The sequence below is a fragment of the Streptomyces sp. PA03-3a genome (assembly GCF_033792735.1).
Classification (GTDB): domain Bacteria; phylum Actinomycetota; class Actinomycetes; order Streptomycetales; family Streptomycetaceae; genus Actinacidiphila.
The window spans coordinates 42,491-65,025 of record NZ_JARAVM010000042.1 but is presented as its reverse complement, the minus strand read 5'-3'; the positions used below and the strand labels follow the sequence as shown (position 1 = coordinate 65,025).

The 22,535-nt window shown below is 72.9% G+C and carries 15 protein-coding genes and 1 pseudogene; 5 read left to right on the top strand and 11 right to left on the bottom strand.

Annotation, left to right across the window (positions count from 1 at the left end):
* Positions 1–852, top strand: an 852-nt coding sequence (locus PV342_RS35220; protein WP_500320251.1) for an NPCBM/NEW2 domain-containing protein, incomplete at its 5' end; no start/stop codon positions are given.
* A 24-nt stretch (positions 853–876) separates the two neighbouring features.
* On the opposite strand, the gene PV342_RS35215 is transcribed toward PV342_RS35220, so the two are convergent.
* The 6 genes and pseudogenes from PV342_RS35215 to PV342_RS35190 all read right to left on the bottom strand — a co-directional run bounded on the left by PV342_RS35215 (position 877) and on the right by PV342_RS35190 (position 12,346).
* The gene (locus PV342_RS35215; protein WP_500320250.1) at positions 877–1,575 is read right to left on the bottom strand and encodes a DsbA family oxidoreductase; all 699 of its coding nucleotides are present in this window, start codon (positions 1,573–1,575) and stop codon (positions 877–879) included.
* 130 nt (positions 1,576–1,705) lie between these two features.
* Positions 1,706–4,954, bottom strand: coding sequence for an AfsR/SARP family transcriptional regulator (locus PV342_RS35210; protein ID WP_500320248.1), 3,249 nt, complete (start codon positions 4,952–4,954; stop codon positions 1,706–1,708).
* A gap of 94 nt (positions 4,955–5,048) precedes the next feature.
* Positions 5,049–5,745 (bottom strand): annotated as a pseudogene (locus tag PV342_RS35205) (PA14 domain-containing protein); the annotation flags it as partial.
* 187 nt (positions 5,746–5,932) lie between these two features.
* Positions 5,933–8,983 carry a dTMP kinase gene (gene tmk, locus PV342_RS35200; RefSeq protein ID WP_500320246.1) on the bottom strand — a complete coding sequence of 1,017 codons (3,051 nt, stop codon included), beginning with the start codon at positions 8,981–8,983 and terminating at the stop codon, positions 5,933–5,935.
* A 79-nt stretch (positions 8,984–9,062) separates the two neighbouring features.
* Positions 9,063–11,984 (bottom strand): type I DNA topoisomerase, encoded by a 2,922-nt coding sequence (gene topA, locus PV342_RS35195; protein ID WP_500320245.1) that lies wholly within the window; start codon positions 11,982–11,984, stop codon positions 9,063–9,065.
* Between the two features lie 161 nt (positions 11,985–12,145).
* On the bottom strand, positions 12,146–12,346 hold the full coding sequence (locus tag PV342_RS35190; protein ID WP_400799325.1) for a hypothetical protein: 201 nt from the start codon (positions 12,344–12,346) through the stop codon (positions 12,146–12,148).
* A gap of 327 nt (positions 12,347–12,673) precedes the next feature.
* Between PV342_RS35190 and PV342_RS35185 the strand changes: the two genes are divergently transcribed.
* From PV342_RS35185 to PV342_RS35175, 3 genes are all read left to right on the top strand, one after another.
* Positions 12,674–13,084, top strand: coding sequence for a TM2 domain-containing protein (locus tag PV342_RS35185; protein ID WP_361007200.1), 411 nt, complete (start codon positions 12,674–12,676; stop codon positions 13,082–13,084).
* A 5-nt stretch (positions 13,085–13,089) separates the two neighbouring features.
* Positions 13,090–13,503, top strand: coding sequence for a DUF2752 domain-containing protein (locus PV342_RS35180; protein ID WP_500320243.1), 414 nt, complete (start codon positions 13,090–13,092; stop codon positions 13,501–13,503).
* Positions 13,504–13,656: 153 nt separating this feature from the next.
* Entirely contained in the window at positions 13,657–13,935 is a 279-nt protein-coding gene (locus PV342_RS35175; protein WP_018562191.1) for an NINE protein, read from the top strand.
* A 59-nt stretch (positions 13,936–13,994) separates the two neighbouring features.
* Here the strand turns inward: PV342_RS35175 and PV342_RS35170 are convergent, their stop codons facing one another.
* The 5 genes from PV342_RS35170 to bldG all read right to left on the bottom strand — a co-directional run bounded on the left by PV342_RS35170 (position 13,995) and on the right by bldG (position 19,980).
* On the bottom strand, positions 13,995–15,512 hold the full coding sequence (locus tag PV342_RS35170) for a DUF7059 domain-containing protein (protein ID WP_500320241.1): 1,518 nt from the start codon (positions 15,510–15,512) through the stop codon (positions 13,995–13,997).
* Positions 15,513–15,568: 56 nt separating this feature from the next.
* The gene (locus PV342_RS35165; RefSeq protein WP_018562189.1) at positions 15,569–16,132 is read right to left on the bottom strand and encodes a hypothetical protein; all 564 of its coding nucleotides are present in this window, start codon (positions 16,130–16,132) and stop codon (positions 15,569–15,571) included.
* A gap of 173 nt (positions 16,133–16,305) precedes the next feature.
* Positions 16,306–18,729, bottom strand: a complete 2,424-nt coding sequence (locus tag PV342_RS35160) for a sodium-translocating pyrophosphatase (protein ID WP_400799334.1) — start codon at positions 18,727–18,729, stop codon at positions 16,306–16,308.
* 309 nt (positions 18,730–19,038) lie between these two features.
* Positions 19,039–19,533, bottom strand: a complete 495-nt coding sequence (locus PV342_RS35155; protein WP_326573233.1) for an ATP-binding protein — start codon at positions 19,531–19,533, stop codon at positions 19,039–19,041.
* Positions 19,534–19,617: 84 nt separating this feature from the next.
* Positions 19,618–19,980, bottom strand: coding sequence for an anti-sigma factor antagonist BldG (gene bldG, locus PV342_RS35150; protein WP_202470537.1), 363 nt, complete (start codon positions 19,978–19,980; stop codon positions 19,618–19,620).
* A gap of 114 nt (positions 19,981–20,094) precedes the next feature.
* Here bldG and PV342_RS35145 point away from each other — a divergent pair, with 114 nt between their 5' ends.
* The gene (locus tag PV342_RS35145) at positions 20,095–22,500 is read left to right on the top strand and encodes a DEAD/DEAH box helicase (protein ID WP_400799338.1); all 2,406 of its coding nucleotides are present in this window, start codon (positions 20,095–20,097) and stop codon (positions 22,498–22,500) included.
* The last annotated feature ends 35 nt before the right edge of the window (positions 22,501–22,535 follow it).

Below are 22,535 nucleotides of genomic sequence, written 5' to 3'. Positions count from 1 at the left end.
GCTTCGGGCGGCTCGGGCGGTGGCGCGGCCGCGGGCGCCGGTACTGCGGCGGCCGCCGAAGGGGCCGCCGCACCGGTGAAGATCGCCGTCGCCGCGGGGCTCGCGCTCGCGGCGGCCGGTGCCGTGGTGGCGATCGCCCTGACCGCGGACGACAGCACGCCCCGGCCGCAGGCGCAGAGCAAGCCCTCGGCCGCGCCGGTCGTACCGGCGCCGTCGCCCACGCCCACCCGCTCGCCGTCGCGGCCCTCCCCCGCGCCGAGCCCGACGCCGCCTGTCCGGGCCCCCGTCGCCGCCACGCCGACGCCGGCGCCTCCGGCGCGTCCCGTCGACGAGCCGGCGCCCACGCCCAGTGAGCCGCCGGCCGCGACCCCCAGCCGTACCCCGCAGCCCACGCCCACCCCCACGCCGACCCCGGTGCCCGATCCGGTGGTGCACCGGCTGAGCAACCTCGGCTACGGCGCCGCCGGCCGCTCGGACCGGCCCACGCTCCGGCTCGGCGACTGGGTCTGGCAGCGCTGGGGCCTTCGCATCGGCGGAACGCGCCACCCCGACGGCGTCACCGTCGGCGCGCCGTCCACCGTCACCATCGACCTCAACCGCTCCTGCACCGCCTTCGACGCGGTCGTCGGCATCGACGACATCGCGCTGGGCCTCGGCGCGGCGCGCTTCTCGGTCCACGGCGACCACGGGCAGCTCTGGCGCTCGGAGGTGCTGCGCGGCGGTGACCCGGGAGTGCCGGTGCACGTGCCGATCGCCGGCAACAGCACCATCAGGCTGAAGGTCGAACCGACGCGCAGGCTGCACCTGGCGAACGTCGCCGACTGGGCGGTGGCGCGGATCACCTGCGACTGAGCCGTGCCGCCCCGCCCCGCCGGTTCAGCCGGCGGGGACCTCGCACGCGCCGTCGCTGCAGGCGTCGGCCGCGCGGGCGGCCGGTACGGCGCCGGTCTCCTGGGCGACCTGCTCCAGCACGCGCAGAAAAGTCGAGGACTCCTGGCCGCCCTGGACGGCCCACTTGCCCTCGAAGACGAAGGTCGGGACGGCGTTCACACCGATGCCGCGGGCGTCGTCGATCTCGGCGAGCACCTCCGCGCGGCCCTCGTCGGAGGCGAGGAAGGCGGCCGCGCGGTCGCGGTCCAGTCCGGCCTCGGCAGCGAGCGCGGCCAGGGTGTCGCGGTCGCCGACGTCGGCGCCCTCGGCGAAGTGCGCCACGAGCAGCCGGTCCTTGAGCGCGGCCTGCTCCTTGGCGCCGTACGCGTTCAGGGCGTGCCAGAGCAGGCGGTGCGCGAGCAGGGTGTTGTTCTCGATGGCGCGGTCGAAGTCGAAGGCCAGACCCTCTGCGCGGCCGAGCTCCTCCAGGCGGGCGTCCATCGCCGCGGACTGCGGGCCGTAGCGCGCGTCGAGGTAGGCCCGGTGGGACTCGGGGGTCTCCGACTTGTCGGGGGCGAGCTGGAAGGGGCGGTAGACCACCTCGACCTGGTCGGCCTGCGGGAAGGCGGCAAGAGCCCGCTCGAAGCGGCGCTTGCCGACGTGGCACCAGGGGCAGGCGATGTCGCTGTAGATCTCGACCTTCATGCTCTCTCCGTCACCGAAATCAGCGGTTGAGTCCTCGAGGATGCAACGAGGGGGCCGTCCCAGGCCATTCCCCTGCCATTCCCCGGCGCCGATCTCCCGCGCCGGTCTCCCGCGCCGGTCTCCCGAGCGGTCAGGCGGTAGCCTCGGCCAGCAGCGCGTGGGCGCCCTCGCCGCCCAGTTCGCGGCCGGCGGCGCGGGCCCGCTCGTACGGGCCGTCCCCGAGCGCCGCGCGAGCCAGTGCCTCCGCGGCGCGCATCCCCTCCTCCTCCGGGACCGGGCGCGGCAGACCCGCCCGCAGCCCGTCGGCCGCGCCGTGCAGCCGGGCGGCCCGTACGGGATCGCCGAGGGCGACCAGCACCTCGGCGGCGTACTCGACCGCCGCCGCCAGACGCGGCTCGGCGCAGAAGCCGTCGAGCCCCGCGCGCAGTGCCACCGCGAACCCGGCCAGGGCGCCCGCCCTGTCGCCCTCGGCGGCGGCGACCCTGGCCGAGAGGCTCGCCACGAGCAGCTCGAAGTCCGGTGGCGGCGTGCCCATACGGCCCTCGCCGTGCGCGAGTTCGGCCAGCTTCCGGGCCTCCCGGAGCTCGCCGCGGCGCAGCAGGATCGTCGCCAGCAGCGCGCGGATGTAGGCGCGGGCGTCCCACACCCCGTACTGCTCGGTCTCCTCCGCGGCCTGGCGCAGCAGCTTCTCGGCGGCGGCGTCGTCGCCCTCCCGGTGGGCCAGTTCGCCGAGGCGGGCACGGACGAAGATGCCCTCCACGTGCGCGCCCAGCTCCCCGCCGAGCCGCAGCGCCTCCTCCAGATCCGCGCGGGCCGCCGCGTAGTCGCCGTACGCCAGCGCCATCTCGGCGCCGGCCTCGCAGACCTGGGCGCGCATCCAGCGGTCGCCGAGCCGCTCGCTGAGCCCCAGCAGCTCGGGCCAGTCGGCGGCGGCCCGAGGGAGCCCGCCGGGGAGGTCGATCGTGATGTGCGTACGGAACATCAGCGCGGCCGCGAGCTCCCACTCGCCGCCGTACGTTCGGCACGCGGCCACCATGGCGTCCGCGTGGCCGCGGATCGCCTCGTGGCGGCCCACGACGAAGTCGGAGAACGGCCACAGGATGCCCGGGAAGCGGGTCGAGTGCGGGCTCGGCACGCTGTAGACCTCGATGACCCTCGACGCCAGCGCCAGCATCTGCGGGCTCTGCATCTCCTCGCGGGGCATGGTGTCGCTGATCACGAACAGATGCAGCAGCCGCAGGTTCATCCGCGGCCAGAAACCGGGGGCGCCCGGATCGTCCGGCAGGCCGGACAACGCGATGAGCCGGTCGAGCCACTCCCGCGCCTCGTCACGGAAGTTGCGCAGCCACCAGAACCAGCCCATGGCCAGGGCCAGGGCGATCGCCTCGTCCTCCTCCCCCGCGTCGATCGTCCGGCGCAGCACGGCCCGGACGTTGTCCAGGTCGGCCTCCACACGCGCCGCCCAGACCAGTTGGTCGGGGCCGCGCAGGCACGAGTCGGCGGTGCGGGCGAAGTCCGCGAAGTACGCGGTGTGCCGGCGGCCCGCCTCCGCCAGGTCGGCGGGATCGTCCGCGGCGCGCTCGGCGGCGTACTCGTGGATCGTCTCCAGCAGCCGGTAGCGCACCTCCTCCGCACCGTGGTCCACGACGACCAGGGACTTGTCGACGAGCTGGCCGACCAGCTCCAGCGCGTCCTCCCCGCACACGGCCTCCGCCGCCTGCAGCGTGCAGCCGCCGGCGAAGACGCTGAGCCGGCGCAGCGCCGTGCGCTCCGCGCCGCCGAGCAGGTCCCAGCTCCAGTCGACGACCGCGCGCAGCGTCTGCTGTCGGGGCAGCGCGGTGCGGCTGCCGCCGGTCAGCAGCCGGAAGCGGTCGTCGAGGCGGTCCGCGATCTGCCGCGGGGTGAGCACCCGCAGCCGGGCGGCGGCCAGTTCGATGGCGAGCGGCAGCCCGTCGAGGCGGCGGCAGATCTCGTCCACCGCCTCCGTGTGGTCGCGGTCGGCGTCGAAGCCGGGGCGCACGGCCGCCGCCCGCTCCACGAACAACCGGTGCGCGGTCGGCAGCGGCAGCGGCTCGACCGGGCGCACCGCCTCCCCGGGCAGACCCAGCGGCTCCCGGCTCGTGGCGAGGACCGTCACCCCGGGGCAGGCGGCGAGCAGTTGGTCGGTGAGCGTGGCCGCGGCGTCGATGACGTGCTCGCAGTTGTCGAGCACCAGCAGCATGCGGCGCTGCGCGCAGTGCTCCAGCAGCCGGGCGGCGGGGTCGGCCTCCTGGCCCGCGCTGCGCACCTCGCGGGCCGCGGCCAGCACGGCCGTGTCACGGCGCCCGATCGCGCTCAGCACGGCGTCCGGTACGGCGGCGGCACGGTCCAGCGGGGCGAACTCCGCCAGCCACACCCCGTCCGGGAAGGCGGAGGAACCGGTCACGGCGGCCGCGGCCTCCTGCGACAACCGGGTCTTGCCCGAGCCGCCGGGCCCGGTCAGCGTCACCAGGCGGTGCGTGCCGTCGGTCAGGCTCGCACGCAGCGTGCCGAGTTCGGCCTCGCGGCCGACGAAACTGGTCAGGCGGGCCCGCAGGTTCCCGGTGCGGGGCGCGGTGGCGGAGGTGGGCGGCGCCGTTCCCGGTTCCGCGGCGAGCAGTTGCGCGTGCAGGGCGCGCAGTTCCGGCCCCGGGTCGGTGCCGAGGCGCTCGGCGAGGGCCAGGCGGGTGTCCTCGTACGCGGCCAGGGCGTCGGCGGGACGGCCCGTCGCGTGCAGCGCGCGTATCAACTGCGCCCGGAACGGCTCGTGCAGCGGATGCTCGGCGACCAGCCCCCGCAGTTGCGGCAGCAGTTCGGCGGCGCGGCCGAGTGCGAGGCACGCCTCGATACGGCGGTACGTCGCGGACAGCCGCAGGTCCTCCGCCCGGGCGGCGGCCGAGCCCCGGTCCGGCAGGTCGGCCAGCGCGGGGCCGCGCCACAGCGCGAGCGCGGTCTCCAGGGTCTCCGCGGCGCCGGCGGGGTCGCCGGAGTCGAGGGCGGCGCTGCCTTCGCGTACGAGGCGCTCGAAGAGGTGGAGGTCGACGTCGTCCGGGGTGTCCGTGAGCAGGCGGTAGCCGGCGGGGCCCGAGGCGATGGTGTCCGTGCCGCCGTCCGCGTCCCGGGACCCGAGGGCGCGGCGCAGCCTCGACACGAGCGCCTGCAGCGCGCCGGGGGCGTCCTGGGGCGGCTCGTCGCCCTCGCCGCCCCACACCTCGGCGATCAGGGCGTCCGGGGACACCGCGTGCGGGGCGTGCAGCGCGAGGGCGGCCAGCAGGGCCCGCAGCCGCTTGCCGCTGCCCAGGGGCACGGGCGCGCCGCGGGGGCTGCGCGCCTCCGTGGCGCCGAGGATCAGGTACCGCACAGGGCCATTCTTACGGTGCGGGTCCCGCGGGGCGAAGCCGTTTCCTTGCGTGCGGCGCGGAGGCGGCAGTGGCCGACGCCCATGAACAGCCGCAAGGGGCGGTCCTGTCGGTGTACGAGGTGGCGGTGGTCGTCGCGAACGGCTTGGCGCCGTACGACGCGCCCTTGAGCCGCCGGTAGACGCGGTAGTTCGCGAGGTCCATCTCCTTGTTCCGGGACCAGGTGAGCTTGGCCGCACCGGTGCCCGTCTCGTAGGAGACGGCGGCGCCCGTCGGGGAGAGCGGCTTGACCTTGTCGACGCCGACGGAGGTGCGCGGCGTGTAGGCGTACTTGACGTTCGCGGCGCCCGTCCAGTTGACGAAGTCCACGCGGAGCGTGTGCCCCCCGCCGGGGATCGTCACATTGACCGTCTTCTTGACGGTGGTGGAGACGTTCTTCCACACGTCGATCTTGCGGACGCCGTCGAGGTAGACCCGCATGCCGTCACGGGTGGACACGGTGAACGCGAAGGGGCCTCCGGAGCCGAAATCGCGCGTCACCGACCAGCGCACACCGAAGTTGTTGGACGGCACGCCGGAAACGGGTGCGCCCCGTGCCCCAGTTCTGGTCGATCACGGAGTCGCAGTCCGTCTTCTTCGGCGTTCCCGAGAACGTCGTGTTCGCGAAGAACTGCCTTTTGAAGACGGGAGAGGCACAGCTCACGGCCGCGGAGGCAGGCGCGGCGGCGGCCGTGAGCAGTCCGCCCGCCGCGGCCAGAACCAGGGCGGTGGCGGTGATACGTCTGGGCTTCATCGAGTCATTCAGGCCTGTTCAACGACGGACGTCGATCAGACGTCGCCGAACGGGACCGACAAGAGCATCGATCGGTTGTACGAACCTCGGCGGAGGTTCGTACAAGGCGCTTGGCGTCTTCCGGACCGAGGTGACGGTCCCCCCGGCCGAAGGCCAGGGGAGCACCCGTCCCGGCGCAGGGCACCGCCTAGCGGCCGGTACCGCCCTCGCGGTCCTCGTCCTCGTCGCGCGAACCGAGCAACTCGTCCGCGAGGGAGGGAAGGTCGTCCAGAGGGGTCTCCTCGGCCCACGAGGGCCGCGGACGGGAGCGGCGCCCCTCCTCGGACACTGAGGGCATCTCCCGCGTGCGCTCGTTCTCCGGGTCCCGCGGCGCCGCCTTGGGCGCTTCCGGCCGGAAGATGCCGGGCGGCACACGGTCGGCGGAGGGGACGGCCGGCAGGACGGCAGTCTCGTCCGCCGCGCCGGGGGTGACCGCGGGCAGGACCGCCGTCTCCTCCACGTCGGCGGGGGCGGCGGGCGGGACCGAGCGCGGCGTCTGCTCGGGCTTCGTGAAGTCCGGGAAGCCCGGCTTGACCGACGGCAGGACCGCCGTCTCCTCGTCGACCGGAACCGCGCGCAGCACCGCGGTGTCCGCGTCGCCGGTCGACGCGGCCGACGGTGCCTGCGGGCGCGGGGTCTCGACGGTCTGCGTCGCGTCCTCCGCCTCGATGCGCGCCTGCTCGGCCCGCATCAGGGCCTCCTCGGCCTTGCGCTGGCGCTCCAGGCGGCGCTCCTCGGCCTCGGCGCGGAGACGGGCCTCCTCCTCGGCCTGGCGGCGCAGCCGTTCCTGCTCCTCGCGGCGGACGCGCTCCTCGGCCTCGCGGCGGGCCCGCTCCTCCTCCGCCTGCCTGCGGGCCTCCTCTGCCTGACGGCGGGCCTCCTCCGCCGCGGCTTCCTCGGCCTGGCGGCGGGCCTCCTCCTCGGCGAGGCGACGGCGTTCCTCCTCCTCCGCGCGGAGCTTCTCCAACTGCGCCTGGCGCTCGCGTTCGAGCCGCTCCTCCTCGGCCCGGCGGGCGGCCTCGGCCTCGACGCGCAGGCGGGCCTCCTCCTCTGCCTGGCGGCGGGCCTCCTCGCGGGCCTCGATCTCCTTCTCCGACAGGGGGAGGATCTCGTCGAGACGGTGCCGTATCACCGTCGTGACGGCCTCCGGCTCCTGGGCCGCGTCGACGACCAGGTAGCGGGCGGGGTCGGCCGCGGCGAGGGTGAGGAACCCGGTGCGCACGCGGTCGTGGAACTCCGCGGGCTCGGACTCCAGACGGTCGGGCGCCTCGGTGAAGCGCTCGCGCGCCGCCTCGGGGGTGACGTCGAGCAGGACGGTCAGGTGCGGGACGAGTCCGTCCGTCGCCCAGCGGGAGATGCGGGCGATCTCGGTCGGCGCGAGGTCGCGCCCGGCGCCCTGGTAGGCGACGGAGGAGTCGATGTAGCGGTCGGAGATGACGACCGCGCCGCGTTCCAGCGCGGGGCGTACGACGGTGTCGACGTGCTCGGCGCGGTCCGCGGCGTACAGCAGGGCCTCCGCGCGGTGGGACAGCCCGCCGCTGGAGACGTCGAGCAGGATCGAGCGGAGCCGCTTGCCGACCGCCGTGGCGCCCGGCTCGCGGGTGACGACGACCTCGTGGCCCTTGCCCCGGATCCATTCGGCGACGGCCTCGACCTGGGTGGACTTGCCGGCCCCGTCGCCGCCCTCGACGGCGATGAAGAAGCCGGTGGGCGCGGGCGCCTGCTCGGGGTCGCCACCACGCAGCGACTCGCGCAGGTCGCGGCGCAGGGGGACACCCTGGCGGTCGTCGGTCTTGCCGAGGACGAGCGCGGCCACGGGCAGCAGCAGGGCGCCGACGAGCATGAGGGCGTACGCGGCGCCGCCGTGGTCGAAGGTGAAGTGACCGTTGACGACACGGTGCGGGCCGATGCCGCCGGCCAGCAGGGGGGCGCCCACGGCGCCCACCGCCATGAACAGGTGCGCGACCGCGTGCAGGTGGTCGGTGGCGCGGCCCCGGCGGGACTCCTCGGTCTCCTGGTCCACCAGGACGTGCCCGGTGTTGGCGGTGATTCCGGCCGCGACGCCGGCGAGCAGCGCCAGCAGCAGCACGGTCGTCGGGTCGGGCACGATGCCGGCCAGCAGCAGGGCCAGACCGGTGACGGCGATGGCGATGGCGAGCAGACGCCGCCGGGACAGGCCCGGGAGGGTGCGCGGGGCGATCCGGATGCCGAGCACGGGGCCGCCGGTCAGGGCCAGCACGAGCAGGCCGTAGCCGACCGGGCCCCCGCCGAGGTCGGCGGCGTGCAGCACGGCGAGCGCCACGGCGGCGGCGATGGCGCCGGCGACGGTGGCGGTGCCGAGCACGAGCAGCGGTACGGCGCCGGTGCGCCCGCGGTCGTTGCTGCGCAGGCCCTGCAGCGGGGAGTGCGGCGGGGTGGCCTGGTCGCCCGGCAGCTGCAGCAGGTAGAGGACGGCGCCGGAGGCGGCGAACAGCCCGGCGGCGACGTAGGAGGCGAGCGCTGCCTGGTGCAGGCCGAACCAGTCGACGCCGAGGCCGATCAGGTTGCCGACGAGCGTGACGACGACGAGGCTCGCGGCGGCGATCGGGAAGGCGACGAACCCGGTGCGCCGGTCGAGGCGGCGCAGCGCGTCGAGGCGGTCGGGCAGCGGACGTACCGTTCCTGCACCCGGCGCGGGCGCGGGCAGCAGACCGGGGGCGGCGCCGTCCTTGGCCACGCTCCACAGCCGCTCGGCCGCTCCGGTGACGAAGACGGTGACCAGCAGCCAGACGACGGCATCGGCCGGCACCCAGTCGATCCACAGCGGGGCGACGATCAGCAGCCCGAGGCGCACGACGTCGGAGCCGATCATCGTCCACCGGCGGTCGAGCGCGCCCCCGGGCCCGGTGAGGGAGCCCAGCGGGCCGAGCAGTACGGCGCCGAAGAGCAGTGCGGCGAGCAGGCGCGCCCCGAAGACGGCGGCGACGGCGAAGGCCGCACCGCGGTACCCGCCGCCGAAGGACTGGGCGCCGACGGCGGCCTGCGCCGTCAGGACGACCAGGACCAGCAGGGCGAGGCGGTCGCCGACGGTGCCGGTCAGCTGGGCGCCCCACAGCTTGCGCAGGGGTGGGATCTTCAGGAGCGCTCCCACGGCTCGCTGCCGTGAGTCGGCCTCGAGTTCGTCGGCGAACGTGTCCGTTGGCTGCTCGGATCGCGTCATTCCGCCAGCCTATCGGGACACGGTGCCGTCCCGGAGGGCGCCTACCGGGACCGCACCTGCCGTGCGGTCCCCGCGGGGACTACTCGGCGGGCTTCGCGGCCGAGGAGGCGGTCTTCTTCGCCGTGGTCGTGGCCCTTGCGGCGGTCTTCTTGGCGGTCGTCCCGGCCGCCGCGGTCTTCTTCGCCGCGGTGGTCTTGGCGGCCGTCTTCTTCGCCGCGGTGGTCTTGGCGGCCGTCTTCTTCGCCGCGGTGGTCTTGGCGGCCGTCTTCTTCGCCGCGGTCTTGGTCGCGGCCGCCTTCTTCGCCGGGGCCTTCTTCGCCGTCTTCTTGGCGGGGCCCTTGGCCCGCTTCTCGGCGAGCAGTTCATAGCCACGCTCGGGCGTGATCGTCTCGACGTCGTCGTCACGGCGCAGTGTGGCGTTGGTCTCGCCGTCGGTGACGTACGGGCCGAAGCGGCCGTCCTTGACGACGACGGGGCGCTCGCTGACCGGGTCGGTGCCCAGCTCCTTCAGCGGGGGCTTGGCCGCGGCGCGGCCGCGCACCTTCGGCTGGGCGTAGATCGCCAGCGCCTGGTCGAGGGTGATCGTGAAGAGCTGGTCCTCGGTCTCCAGGGAGCGCGAGTCGGTGCCCTTCTTCAGGTACGGGCCGTAGCGGCCGTTCTGCGCGGTGATCTCGACGCCCTCGGCGTCGGCGCCGACGACGCGCGGCAGCGACATCAGCTTGAGCGCGTCCTGCAGGGTCACGGTGTCGAGCGACATCGACTTGAAGAGCGAGGCGGTACGCGGCTTGACCGCGTTCTTGCCGGTCTTCGGGGTGCCCTCGGGGAGGATCTCGGTGACGTACGGGCCGTAGCGGCCGTCCTTGGCCACGATCTGGCGACCGGTCTCCGGGTCGGCCCCCAGCTCGAAGTCGCCGCTCGGCTTGTTGAGCAGTTCCTCGGCGAGCTCGACGGTCAGCTCGTCCGGCGGCATGTCGTCGGGGACGTCGGCGCGCTGCCCGGTCTCGCCCTCGGCCTCGCCGGCCTTCTCCACGTACGGGCCGTAACGGCCGACCCGCAGCACGATGCCGTTGCCGACGGGGAAGGAGGAGACCTCACGGGCGTCGATGGCGCCGAGGTCCTCGACCAGCTCCTTCAGGCCGCCGAGGTGGTCGCCGTCGCCGTTGCCCGCGTCGGCGGCGCCGCCGACCGGGGTCTCGCCCTCACCGAAGTAGAAGCGGCGCAGCCACGGCACGGACTGGGCCTCGCCGCGGGCGATGCGGTCGAGGTCGTCCTCCATCCTGGCGGTGAAGTCGTAGTCGACCAGCCGGCCGAAGTGCTTCTCCAGCAGTCCGACGACGGCGAAGGAGAGGAAGGACGGCACGAGGGCCGTGCCCTTCTTGAAGACGTAGCCGCGGTCGAGGATGGTGCCGATGATCGACGCGTACGTCGACGGACGTCCGATCTCGCGCTCTTCCAGCTCCTTGACCAGCGAGGCCTCGGTGTAGCGGGCGGGCGGCTTGGTGGCGTGGCCGTCGGCGGTGATGTCGCGCGCGGAGAGCGCGTCACCCTCGGTGACGGCGGGCAGCCGGCGCTCGCTGCTGTCGAGCTCGGCGTTGGGGTCGTCGGCACCCTCGACGTAGGCCTTCATGAAGCCGTGGAAGGTGATGATCTTGCCGGAGGCGGAGAACTCGACGTCCCGGCCGTCGCCGGCGCGGCCGCCGACCTTGACGGTGACGGACTGCCCGACCGCGTCCTTCATCTGGGAGGCGACGGTGCGCATCCAGATCAGCTCGTACAGGCGGAACTGGTCGCCGGTCAGGCCCGTCTCGGCCGGGGTGCGGAAACGATCACCCGAGGGGCGGATCGCCTCGTGCGCCTCCTGGGCGTTCTTGACCTTGCCCGCGTAGACGCGGGGCTTGTCCGGCAGGTAGTCCGCGCCGTAGAGCTGCGTGACCTGGGCCCGGGCGGCGCTGATCGCGGTCTCCGACAGGGTCGTGGAGTCCGTACGCATGTAGGTGATGAAGCCGTTCTCGTACAGCTTCTGGGCGACCTGCATGGTGGCCTTGGCGCCGAAGCCGAGCTTGCGGCTGGCCTCCTGCTGCAGGGTCGTGGTGCGGAAGGGCGCGTACGGCGAGCGGCGGTACGGCTTGGACTCGACCGAGCGGACGGAGAAGGCGGCGCCCTCCAGGGCGGCGGCGAGCGCGCGGGCGGCGGCCTCGTCCAGGTGCAGGACGCCCGCGCCGTCCCTGAGCTGCCCGGTCGACCCGAAGTCGCGGCCCTGGGCGACGCGCTTCCCGTCGACCGCGTTGAGCTTGGCGCCGAAGGTGCCGGGGTCGGTGGCATCACCGGAGCGGCCGGTGGCGAAGGTCGCGGACAGGTCCCAGTACTCGGCCGAGCGGAAGGCGATGCGCTCACGCTCGCGCTGGACGACGAGCCGGGTGGCGACGGACTGGACGCGGCCGGCCGACAGGCGCGGCATGACCTTCTTCCACAGGACCGGCGAGACCTCGTAGCCGTAGAGGCGGTCGAGGATCCGGCGGGTCTCCTGGGCGTCGACGAGGGTCTGGTTCAGCTCGCGCGGGTTGCGGACGGCTTCCTGGATGGCGTCCTTGGTGATCTCGTGGAAGACCATCCGGCGGACCGGGACCTTGGGCTTGAGGACTTCCTGCAGGTGCCAGGCGATGGCCTCGCCCTCGCGGTCCTCATCGGTGGCGAGCAGGAGCTCGTCGGACTCCTTGAGCAGGTCCTTCAGCTTCTTGACCTGGGCCTTCTTGTCCGCGTTGACGACGTAGATCGGCTGGAACTCGCTGTCGACGTTGACGCCGAGCCGCGCCCACGGCTGGCCCTTGTACTCCGCCGGCACTTCGGCGGCCCCGTTCGGGAGGTCGCGGATGTGCCCGACGCTGGCCTCGACGACATAGCCGGGGCCGAGGTAGCCCTTGATCGTCTTCGCCTTGGCAGGCGACTCGACGATCACGAGTCGGCGGCCGCTGCCCTGTGCGGTCTCGCGGGTCGGGGACAACTTCGCTCTTCTCTCCGGGTCGAAGGTGGTCTCGCTGCGGAGTGTGACCGTACATCCCGGTCCCGTGTCAAACGGGAAAAGTCCGCAACGCCACTCGAACGGTAACCCGACAAGCGTCCTGTCTGCCGCACGGACTGCCGCCCATGTCCGATTTGCCCAGCTCAGAGGATCAGGAACAGCCAGGCCCCGACAAGAAGCGAAACCACCCCGAAGAAACCTGCCACGGCGGTAGACGCCGGGCCCCGTCCCTGGACCACCGGCAGGTGCCTCAGCGACCGGGTGACGGTCCAGGCCAGAAGGGCCGCCCCGAAAACCGCGAAGACCGTCCCGGCGAAGATCCCAGGCGTGGTTTCCATGTACATGCCCCCGGATCCCTCTGTGCTCCACGACCGACCCGCAGCCACGGAGAGTGGCACGCCGGGGCGACAGTGAGAAGAACCCACGGTGAACGCCGCCCGAAGAGGCCTGGCCGATTCCTTTCGCTCCCCCCCTCATCCCTCCTCCCCTCACCCCTCTCTCACTCCCACCGGTCCCTCGCCCGGCAGCGGGGCTCTCCCTCGGTCACTTACCGCGGTCCGTCCGCGTGTTCCCGCCGCTGCCCCCCGCGCCCGCTTCCCCGCGCTGCCCGCCTTGACTGGCCTGACAAGATGTCCGGACACACCGAACGTTCACTCAGGGGGAGTCCCACCATGTCCGACCCGAACAACCCGTACGGCCAGCCCAAGCAGGACGGTTACGGCTACCCGCAGCAGCCCCCGGCCGGCCCCGGCGGCTACGGACAGCAGCCCGGCTACGGCTATCCGCAGCAGGGTCACCCGCAGGGCTACCCCCAGGGCATGTACACCGGCGACCCCAACGCCCCGTACGGCTACGACATGTACGGCCGCCCGCTGTCGGACAAGTCCAAGGTCGTGGCGGGCGTGCTGCAGTTGCTGGCGGGCGGCCTGGGCATCGGCCGCTTCTACGTGGGCGACATCGGCATCGGTGTCGCCCAGCTCCTCACCTGCGGCGGCCTCGGCATCTGGGCGCTGATCGACGGCATCCTCTTCCTGACGAGCAACGACCGCACCGACTCGCAGGGCCGCATCCTGCGCAGCTGAGGACGATGACCTCCCCGACCGTCTGGAACCGCCTGAGGGCCGTGGCCGCACGACCGGCCACGGCCCCCGTGGCGTCGCTCGTCGCGGGCGCGGCGGGCGCCGCCTACCTGTGGGGCACGGACCCGCACGAGGAAGGGCACTGGCTGCCCCGATGCCCCTTCAACTTCCTCACGGGGCTGCTCTGTCCGGCCTGCGGTGCGACCCGCATGGTCTACGACCTGATGCACGGCGACCTCCCGGCCGCCTTCCACGACAACGCCCTGCTGCTCCTGGCGAGCCCCTTTCCCCTCTATCTGTACGCGCGGTGGGTGACGGAGGGGCTGTGCGGCCGGACGTACCGGGCGACGATCGGCAAACGCGCGCAAATGGCGGTCCTCGGAGCGGCCGCGGTGTGGGCCGTCGTACGCAACGCGGTTTGACAACGCGGCGATCACGGTTCCGTGACGTCTGTTAATCAGAGGGACAGATGTCCTTTTCTAATGCCAAGATTCAGCCATTCCGAGGCGGGGGGCCGGATCGACCGATGCGCGCGCTCCCGCTGATTCGTCCCCGTTGCACGAGGAGCACGTTCCATGGCCACGCCCACCCCCACCACTGACGCTCCGTTCGGCCTCGACCCCTCGGGCCGCCCGCTGTCCGACAAGTCCAAGGTCGCCGCCGGCCTGCTCGGCATCTTCCTCGGTGGTCTGGGCATCGGCCGCTTCTACACCGGCCACACCAAGATCGGCGTCCTGCAGCTCGTCGTCTCCGTCGTCACCCTGGGCCTCGGCGGCCTGTGGGGCTTCATCGACGGCATCGTCCGCCTCGCGGGCAGCGCGCCCACCGACGCGCAGGGCCGCGTCCTGCGCTGACCGTCCGCGCCCCCGGCCCGCCTCCGCTCCGCTGCGGAGGCGGGCCGTCGCGTTTGCGCTCACACCGGCTCGATGAAGCCCTGCTCCACCAGCAGCCGGATCGCCTCCGGCGTACGGTCCCGCAGCGCCACCGGGTCCTCGCCCAGCAACTGGGCGATGGCGTCGAGGATCCGACCCGCCGTCAGCGACCCGTCGCACACGCCAGCGAAGCCCGCGCCGACCGTGTCCACCCTCGTCGCGCGCCGCATGCCGCGGTTGCCCCGCAGGACGACGTGCTCCGGGTCCTCGGCGCCGGGCAGGCCCACCTGCTCCTGCACCACCTCGTCCGCCAGCCGGAAGCGCTCGTCGAGCAGCGCCGCGTCGTCGTGGGTGCGCAGGAAGTCCTGGCGGCCGAACCAGGCCGCGATGTGCGGGCCGAGCGGCTGCTCGACCGGGTGCGGCCACTCCTCGGCGGTGACGACGGGACGGTCGGAGCCGGTCCTGCGCACGGTGATCCAGCCGAAGCCGACGGCCTTGGTCTTGCGCTGCTCGAAGGCGTCCAGCCACGCGCCGTAGCGGGCGGCGTACGCCTCGGGCCCGGCCAGGTGGTCGCCGCCGTCGCGCAGCCACAGCTCCGCGTACTGCGTGACGTCCTGCACCTCGCGCTGCACGATCCAGGCGTCGCAGCCGTCGGGCACCCAGGCGGCGACGCGGTCCCGCCAGTCCTCGCCCTCGGTGTGCTCCCAGTTGGCCAGCAGCTGGAGGTACCCGCCCTCGGTGAGGTGGTCGGCGGCCTGCCGGACGACGGTGCGGCACAGGTCGTCGCCGGCCATGCCGCCGTCGCGGTAGGTGAAGCGACTGCCGGGGGAGATGACGAAGGGCGGGTTGGACACGATCAGGTCGTAGCGCTCGCCGCCGACGGGCTCGAAGAGGCTGCCCTGCCGGACGTCGGGCTCGGGGGCGCCGGACAGGGCGAGGGTCAGCCGCGTGAAGTGCAGGGCGCGGGGGTTGAGGTCGGTGGCGGTGACCCGGGTGGCGTGCCGGGAGGCGTGCAGCGCCTGGATGCCGGAGCCGGTGCCGAGGTCCAGTGCCCGGGCCACGGGCGTGCGGACGGTGATCCCCGCGAGGGTGGTCGACGCGCCGCCGACACCGAGCACCAGGTCCGCGCGGTCCACGCCGGGCGTCGTACGGATGCCGTTGGCGCCGCCCACGGCGCAGCCGAGGTCGGAGACGATGTACCAGTCCTCGCCGCCGTCACCGCCGTAGGGGCGGACGTCCACCGTCGCGCGCACCTCGTCGCCGTCCCGGACGAGCCAGCCGTCCTCGAGAGCCGCGTCGAGGGGCAGCACCTCCCGCAGCCGCGCGTACGGGACCGGCTGCTGCAGCAGGAAGAGCCGCACCAGGCTCTCCAACGGGCTGCCGCCGCGGGTGGCGCGCAGGGCGGGCACGGTCTCCGCCCGCGAGAGCGCGGCGTAGGCGGTCGCCCCGAGCAGGTCGAGGCAGCCGTCGGCCGTGAAGGCCGCGGCGCGCAGCGCGTCGCGGAGGGCGGCGGTGCGGTCGGGGGCGGGCAGGGGCTGCGGGGGCGGCTGCGTACTCACGCTGCCATTGTCACCCCCGAAGGGGCGCCCGGCGGGCCCCACCCGCCCTCGGACGGTCAGGACTTCGAGGGCTTGGCGCCGGAGTCCTGGCAGCCGGGCTGCTTCGCCATGGCCTGGCCGACCTCGCCCTGGCGCAGCGTGTCGAGCGCCTGCTCGCCGCTCTTGCTCACCTTGGCCAGGTTGTCGGAGACGCTCTTCAGCCCGTCGGCGAACTTCGCCTGGTCGGTGACGGGCAGCGCGTCGACCTGCTTGCGCAGGTTCGCGTAGGCCGTGGAGAGCGAGTTGAGGTCGCCGACCGCGTCCTGCTTGAGCTTGGCGCCGTTGTCGACCGGCGGGTCACCGGCCTTGCCGACGATCCCGGCGAGCGCCTTGTAGGCGTCCGAGATCTGCCCGAACGCCGTGGAGTCCGCGCTGCGGACGTCCTTCGGCTTGGCGTTGCTCGGGGTGTTGCTGATGTGGGTGTTCGCGTCGTTGATCTTCTTGACCTGGGCGGCGGCCTGGTCGCAGACCGTCTTCGCCCAGGCGTCGAGCTCCTTGTTGCCGTCGCCGCATCCCGACAGCGACCCCGTCGCGAGGATCACAGCCGTGACGGACAGCGCAGCCGCGAGTTTGTTCTTCACGGCCCCGGAACCTACACGGCTCCTGTCCGCGGGCCACATCGCTTCCACTCGATGTGACCAGTATTGCCCCTTATGAACCAAGAAGAGGGTGATGCATCTGACGTGCACGCAGGCGGCGGGCGCCATCCCGGAGGATGACGCCCGCCGCCGTATCAAGCCGAGCTCACGCTATGTCAGACCGTGGCCGTCGCGTTCGGGTCGGCTGATCGCTTCGTGGTCTCGGTGTCGTCGTGGCCGGCGTCGGCGCCCTCGTCGTCCCCGACCGCGATGCCGCGGCGCTTGGAGATGTAGACGGCACCCACGATGACCACCAGGGACACCGCGGCGACGCCGATCCGCACGCCGAGGTTGGCGTCGTCGCCGTAGGAGAACTGGACCACCGCCGGGGCGACCAGCAGCGCCACCAGGTTCATGACCTTCAGCAGCGGGTTGATGGCCGGCCCCGCGGTGTCCTTGAACGGGTCGCCCACGGTGTCGCCGATGACGGTCGCGGCGTGGGCCTCACTGCCCTTGCCGCCGTAGTGGCCGTCCTCGACGAGCTTCTTGGCGTTGTCCCAGGCACCTCCGGAGTTGGCGAGGAAGACCGCCATGAGCGTGCCCGCGCCGATGGCTCCGGCGAGGTAGGACCCCAGCGCTCCGATGCCGAGGGAGAAGCCGACGGCGATGGGCGCGAGCACGGCGAGCAGGCCGGGGGTGGCCAGCTCGCGCAGCGCGTCCTTGGTGCAGATGTCCACGACGCGCCCGTACTCGGGCTTCTCGGTGTAGTCCATGATCCCGGGGTGCTCGCGGAACTGCCGGCGCACCTCGAAGACCACCGCGCCCGCCGACCGGGAGACGGCGTTGATGGCCAGTCCGGAGAAGAGGAAGACGACGGCCGCGCCGAGCAGCAGACCGAACAGGTTGTTCGGCTGGGAGATGTCCAGGTCCAGCCACCTGAGGTCGGCGGCGGAGATGTTCGCCTCCCGCACCGCGGTGTCGACGGCCTCCTTGAAGGAGCCGAACAGCGCGGTCGCCGCGAGCACGGCGGTCGCGATGGCGATGCCCTTGGTGATCGCCTTGGTGGTGTTGCCGACCGCGTCGAGGTCGGTGAGCACCTGGGCACCCTCGCCGTGGACGTCGCCGGACATCTCGGCGATGCCCTGGGCGTTGTCGGAGACCGGGCCGAAGGTGTCCATGGCCACGATCACGCCGACGGTGGTGAGCAGACCGGTGCCGGCCAGCGCCACCGCGAACAGGGCGAGCCAGATCGAGGCGCCGCCCAGCAGGAAGGCGCCGTACACCGAGAGGCCGATGAGGACGGCCGAGTACACCGCGGACTCCAGGCCGACGGAGATGCCGGACAGCACGACGGTGGCGGGCCCGGTCAGCGACGTCTTGCCGATGTCCCGTACCGGGCGCCGGTTGGTCTCGGTGAAGTAGCCGGTCAGCTGCTGGATGAGCGCCGCCAGCACGATGCCGATGGCGACGGCGACCAGCGCGAGGATTCGCGGGTCACCGCCGTGCGAGGCGATGTCGCCGGGCACGTTGGCCAGCTCCGCGTACGTCGAGGGCAGGTACGCGAACGCCGCGACGGCCACCATCGCCAGCGAGATCACCGCGGAGATGAAGAATCCGCGGTTGATGGCGGTCATACCGCTGCGGTCCTTGCGGCGAGGGGCCACGGCGAAGATGCCGATCATGGCGGTGAGCACACCGATCGCCGGGATCAGCAGCGGGAAGGCCAGGCCGGAGTCACCGAAGGCGACCTTGCCGAGGATGAGCGCGGCCACCAGGGTGACGGCGTACGACTCGAACAGGTCGGCCGCCATGCCGGCGCAGTCGCCGACGTTGTCGCCCACGTTGTCGGCGATGGTGGCGGCGTTGCGCGGGTCGTCCTCGGGGATGCCCTTCTCGACCTTGCCGACCAGGTCGGCACCGACGTCCGCGGCCTTGGTGAAGATGCCGCCTCCGACACGCATGAACATGGCGAGCAGCGCGGCGCCGAAGCCGAAGCCCTCCAGCACCTTGGGCGCGTCGGCCTTGTAGATCAGCACCACGGCGGAGGCGCCCAGCAGGCCCAGGCCCACGGTGAACATGCCGACCACGCCGCCGGTGCGGAAGGCGATCTTCATCGCGCGGTGTGAGACCGTCGTGAGATCCGCCGAGGGCTCACCCGGCGCCGGGGTCGCGGCTCGTGCGGCCGCGGCCACGCGTACGTTGCTGCGCACCGCCAGCCACATGCCGATGTAGCCGGTGACCGCCGAGAATCCGGCGCCCACCAGGAAGAACACGCTTCGGCCGATGCGCTGTGACGTGGTGTCCGCGGGCAGCAGCATGAGCAGGAAGAACGCGACGACCGCGAAGATTCCCAGAGTGCGGAACTGCCGTGCGAGGTAGGCGTTTGCGCCTTCCTGCACGGCAGCCGCGATCTTCTTCATGCTGTCGGTGCCCTCGTCGGCACTGAGCACTTGACGTACCAGCACCACGGCGAGCACCAGTGCGGCCAGTGCCACCACCGCGATGACGAGCACGAGATTGCGGTTGCCGTCGGTCAGTACGGGTGTTGCGGCCAGAGGTTGAGCGATGTCCTGCAGGTGAGGGGTGAGTGGCCCCGCCATTCGTCCTCCTTGACGTTTGGCACGTGGGCGCGCGGCTCCGGCGACTCAGCAGCCGCGACGCTCAGGCGTGTGCGCTGAGCAAAGATGGACGGATTGTAGGGAGCCGAACTAGATCAAAACAGGGCGCAGGAAACGAAATTCGCCGAGGCCGGGGATATAGCAAAGGAGATCGCCCACAGATATCACCGGAAAAGGTGAACAGTCACCGTGTAAGTGGATCAACCACCGGGTGAATCCGCGCACGCCGAGCTGACCTGCGGCGGAAGCTCGCAGGCAGCGCGACGGGAGCGCGTGAGGGGGGCGGGGCGGCTAGGAGAGCGCGGCCGGGTTCAGCGGCCAGCTCATCCGGATGACATCGCCGTACTCTCCCGAGAAGACCTCGACGTCGTCGACGAGGCCGCTGATGACCGCCAGACCCATCTGGCCCTCGTCCTCCGCCTCGGAGGAGTCGGACGAGGAGGGCGAGCCGTCGGGAAGCGGCTCGGGGTGTTCTGCGGGGCTGTCGCCACGCGCCGAGGGCACACTGGCGGCGTCGGCGGGGCGGTCCTCCGCCTCGGGGGACTTGTCGCCGACCTCGATGGAGAACTTCTTCTCCTCCTCGGTCAGCACCACCCGGACCGGACGGTCCGCACCGCTGCTGCGGTACAGGCCGACGGCCCGGCTGCACGCCTCACCGACGGCGAGCCGGACCTCGTCGAGGACGGCCTCGTCCACCCCTGCCCTGCGGGCTACCGCAGCCGCCACCAGTCGTGCGGTGCGGACGTGCTCCGGCAGTGCGCTGAAGAGCAGTTCTACGGTGGGCATGGCCTCCCCCTCGTGCCTGTGGGCGGGCAACACAGGGGCCCGGGCGTCGGCGTCGCCCGGAGCCCCACGGTCCGGCGCCGAACGTCAGTCGGTCGCCGCGACGGCCTCGTCGACCGAGGTGTGGATGGGAAACACCTTGGTCAGGCCGGTGATACGGAAAATCTTGAGAATGCGCTCCTGGTTGCACACCAGGCGCAGCGAGCCTTCATGCGCGCGAACCCGCTTGAGCCCGCCGACCAGCACGCCCAGCCCGGTCGAGTCCAGGAAGTCCACGCCTTCCATGTCCACGACCAAGTGGTAGCTACCGTCGTTCACGAGTTCCACCAGCTGCTCGCGCAGCTTGGGAGCGGTGTACACATCAATCTCGCCGCCGACCTCGACGACCGTACGGTCGCCGACGGTTCGAGTCGACAGGGACAGGTCTACGGATCCTCCAGCACCTTGCATCGAGCGGTCGCCCCCCATGGATCGGCAGCCGCGATGGCATTCAATCACTTACCAGCGGGCATGCACGACGCCTTACGGCGATTGTCCGTCATGCCAGTGACACACTGAGTGCCGATGGCTCAGGATCATCTTCCGCAGTCGGCGCACGGCCACACCTCCCCCGTCGCCCTCCTGGAGCGGCTTGCCACGGGGGCGGGCAGGGCCGCGCGCATCACCCATACGGAGCACTTGCCCCCACGGGCGGGTCGCCATGCCGATTGGCCTGATCAGATCCGCCCGGAGGTGATCGACGCCGTCCGCGCGTGCGGCATCGAGCGGCCGTGGGAGCACCAGGCGCAGGTGGCCGCCCACGCCCTCGCCGGCACCTCCGCGGTGGTCGCCACGGGAACGGCCTCCGGCAAGTCCCTGGCGTACCTCGTGCCGGTCCTCAGCGCTCTCCTGGAGGGCTCCGAGGCACCGAACGGCCGGGGGGCCACCGCGCTGTACCTCGCGCCCACGAAGGCCCTGGCGGCCGACCAGCGGCGGGCCGTGGCAGAGATCGCCGCCCCGCTGGGCAAGGCGGTGCGCGCGGCCGTCTACGACGGCGACACGCCGTTCGAGGAGCGCGAGTGGGTCCGCCAGTACGCGACCTACGTACTCACCAACCCCGACATGCTCCATCTGGGTGTCCTGCCGGGCCATTCCCGGTGGTCCTCCTTCCTCCGGCGGCTCCGCTACGTCGTGATCGACGAGTGCCACACCTACCGGGGCGTCTTCGGCTCGCACGTCGCCCAGGTCATACGCAGGCTGCGGCGTGTCTGCGCCCGCTACGGCGCCGATCCCGTCTTCCTCCTCGCCTCCGCGACCGCCGCCGACCCCGGCGCCACCGCGACCCGGCTGACGGGCGTGCCCGTCGCCGAGGTCACCGAGGACGCCTCACCGCGCGGCGAGGTCGCCTTCGCCCTGTGGGAGCCCCCGCTCACCGAGCTCAGCGGGGAGCACGGCGCCCCGGTGCGCCGCACGGCGACCGCCGAGGCCGCCGACCTGCTGACGGACCTGGTGCTCGACGGCACCCGCACGGTGGCCTTCGTGCGCTCCCGGCGGGCGGCCGAGCTGATCTCCGTCATCGCCCAGGAACGCCTCGCCGAGATCGACCGCCGGCTGACCCGCCGGGTCGCCGCGTACCGGGGCGGCTACCTGCCCCAGGAGCGCCGGGCCATCGAACGCGACCTGCACACCGGGCGGCTCCTCGGACTGGCCTCCACCACGGCCCTGGAGCTGGGTGTGGACGTCTCCGGGCTCGACGCCGTGCTCCTGGCCGGGTATCCGGGCACGAGGGCCTCCCTGTGGCAGCAGGCGGGCCGCGCGGGGCGTTCGGGTCAGGGGGCGCTGGCGGTGCTGATCGCCCGGGACGACCCGCTGGACACCTACCTCGTGCACCATCCGGACGCCCTCTTCCGCCGCCCGGTCGAGTCGACCGTGCTGGACCCCGACAACCCGTACGTCCTCGCCCCCCACCTGTGCGCCGCCGCGGCCGAGCTGCCGCTGGGCGATGAGGACATGGAGCTCTTCGGGCCGGAGACCGCCGGGCTGCTGCCCCAGCTGGAGCGCCGCGGCCTGCTGCGGCGCCGCTCCGGCGGCTGGTACTGGACGCGGCGGGAGCGGGCCGCCGACCTCACCGACATCCGCGGCGAGGGCGGCAAGCCCGTCCAGGTCGTCGAGGCCGGTACCGGGCGCCTGCTCGGCACCGTGGACGCGGGCGCCGCGCACACCACCGTCCACGAGGGCGCCGTCCACCTGCACCAGGGCCGCACCTATCTCGTCCGGCACCTGGACCTGGAGGACTCGGTCGCGCTGGTGGAGCAGGCCGATCCGCCGTATTCGACGATGGCCCGCGACACCACGGCGATCTCGGTGCTCGACGAGGACCTGGTGGAGGAGTGGGGCGAGGCCCGCCTCCACTTCGGCTCCGTCGAGGTCACGCATCAGGTCGTCTCCTTCCTCCGCCGCCGGCTGATCACCAACGAGGTGATGGGCGAGACCAAGCTGGACCTGCCGCCCCGCACCCTGCGTACACGCGCCGTGTGGTGGACGGTCACCGACGATCAGCTCGACGCCGCGCACATCCATCCCGAGGAGCTGCCGGGCGCCCTCCACGCCGCCGAGCACGCCTCCATCGGCCTCCTCCCGCTCTTCGCCACCTGCGACCGCTGGGACATCGGCGGGGTCTCCGTGCCGCTCCACCAGGACACCGGCCTGCCGACCGTCTTCGTGTACGACGGCCATCCCGGTGGCGCGGGCTTCGCGGAGCGGGCCTTCCGCACCGCCCGCAGCTGGCTCACCGCCACCCGCGAGGCGATCGCCTCCTGCGAGTGCGAGTTCGGCTGCCCCTCCTGCGTGCAGTCGCCCAAGTGCGGCAACGGCAACGATCCGCTGGACAAGCAGGCCGCGGTACGTCTGCTCGACGTGCTCCTCGCGACGGAGGGCCCGTCGGAGCCCGGCGCCGCGGTACCCGAACCCGCCCCGGACACGGAGTCCTGAGGCCCGGCCCGGGAGCGGACCCGGGCGGGCCCCAC

Coding starts and splice junctions, on each gene's coding strand:
- PV342_RS35180 (WP_500320243.1), top strand. CDS start 13,090: ATGACCTCCCCGACCGTCTGGAACCGCCTGAGGGCCGTGGCCGCACGA.
- PV342_RS35155 (WP_326573233.1), bottom strand. CDS start 19,533: ATGCCCACCGTAGAACTGCTCTTCAGCGCACTGCCGGAGCACGTCCGC.
- PV342_RS35160 (WP_400799334.1), bottom strand. CDS start 18,729: ATGGCGGGGCCACTCACCCCTCACCTGCAGGACATCGCTCAACCTCTG.
- PV342_RS35175 (WP_018562191.1), top strand. CDS start 13,657: ATGGCCACGCCCACCCCCACCACTGACGCTCCGTTCGGCCTCGACCCC.
- PV342_RS35185 (WP_361007200.1), top strand. CDS start 12,674: ATGTCCGACCCGAACAACCCGTACGGCCAGCCCAAGCAGGACGGTTAC.
- tmk (WP_500320246.1), bottom strand. CDS start 8,983: ATGACGCGATCCGAGCAGCCAACGGACACGTTCGCCGACGAACTCGAG.
- PV342_RS35215 (WP_500320250.1), bottom strand. CDS start 1,575: ATGAAGGTCGAGATCTACAGCGACATCGCCTGCCCCTGGTGCCACGTC.
- bldG (WP_202470537.1), bottom strand. CDS start 19,980: ATGCAAGGTGCTGGAGGATCCGTAGACCTGTCCCTGTCGACTCGAACC.
- PV342_RS35145 (WP_400799338.1), top strand. CDS start 20,095: ATGGCTCAGGATCATCTTCCGCAGTCGGCGCACGGCCACACCTCCCCC.
- PV342_RS35190 (WP_400799325.1), bottom strand. CDS start 12,346: ATGTACATGGAAACCACGCCTGGGATCTTCGCCGGGACGGTCTTCGCG.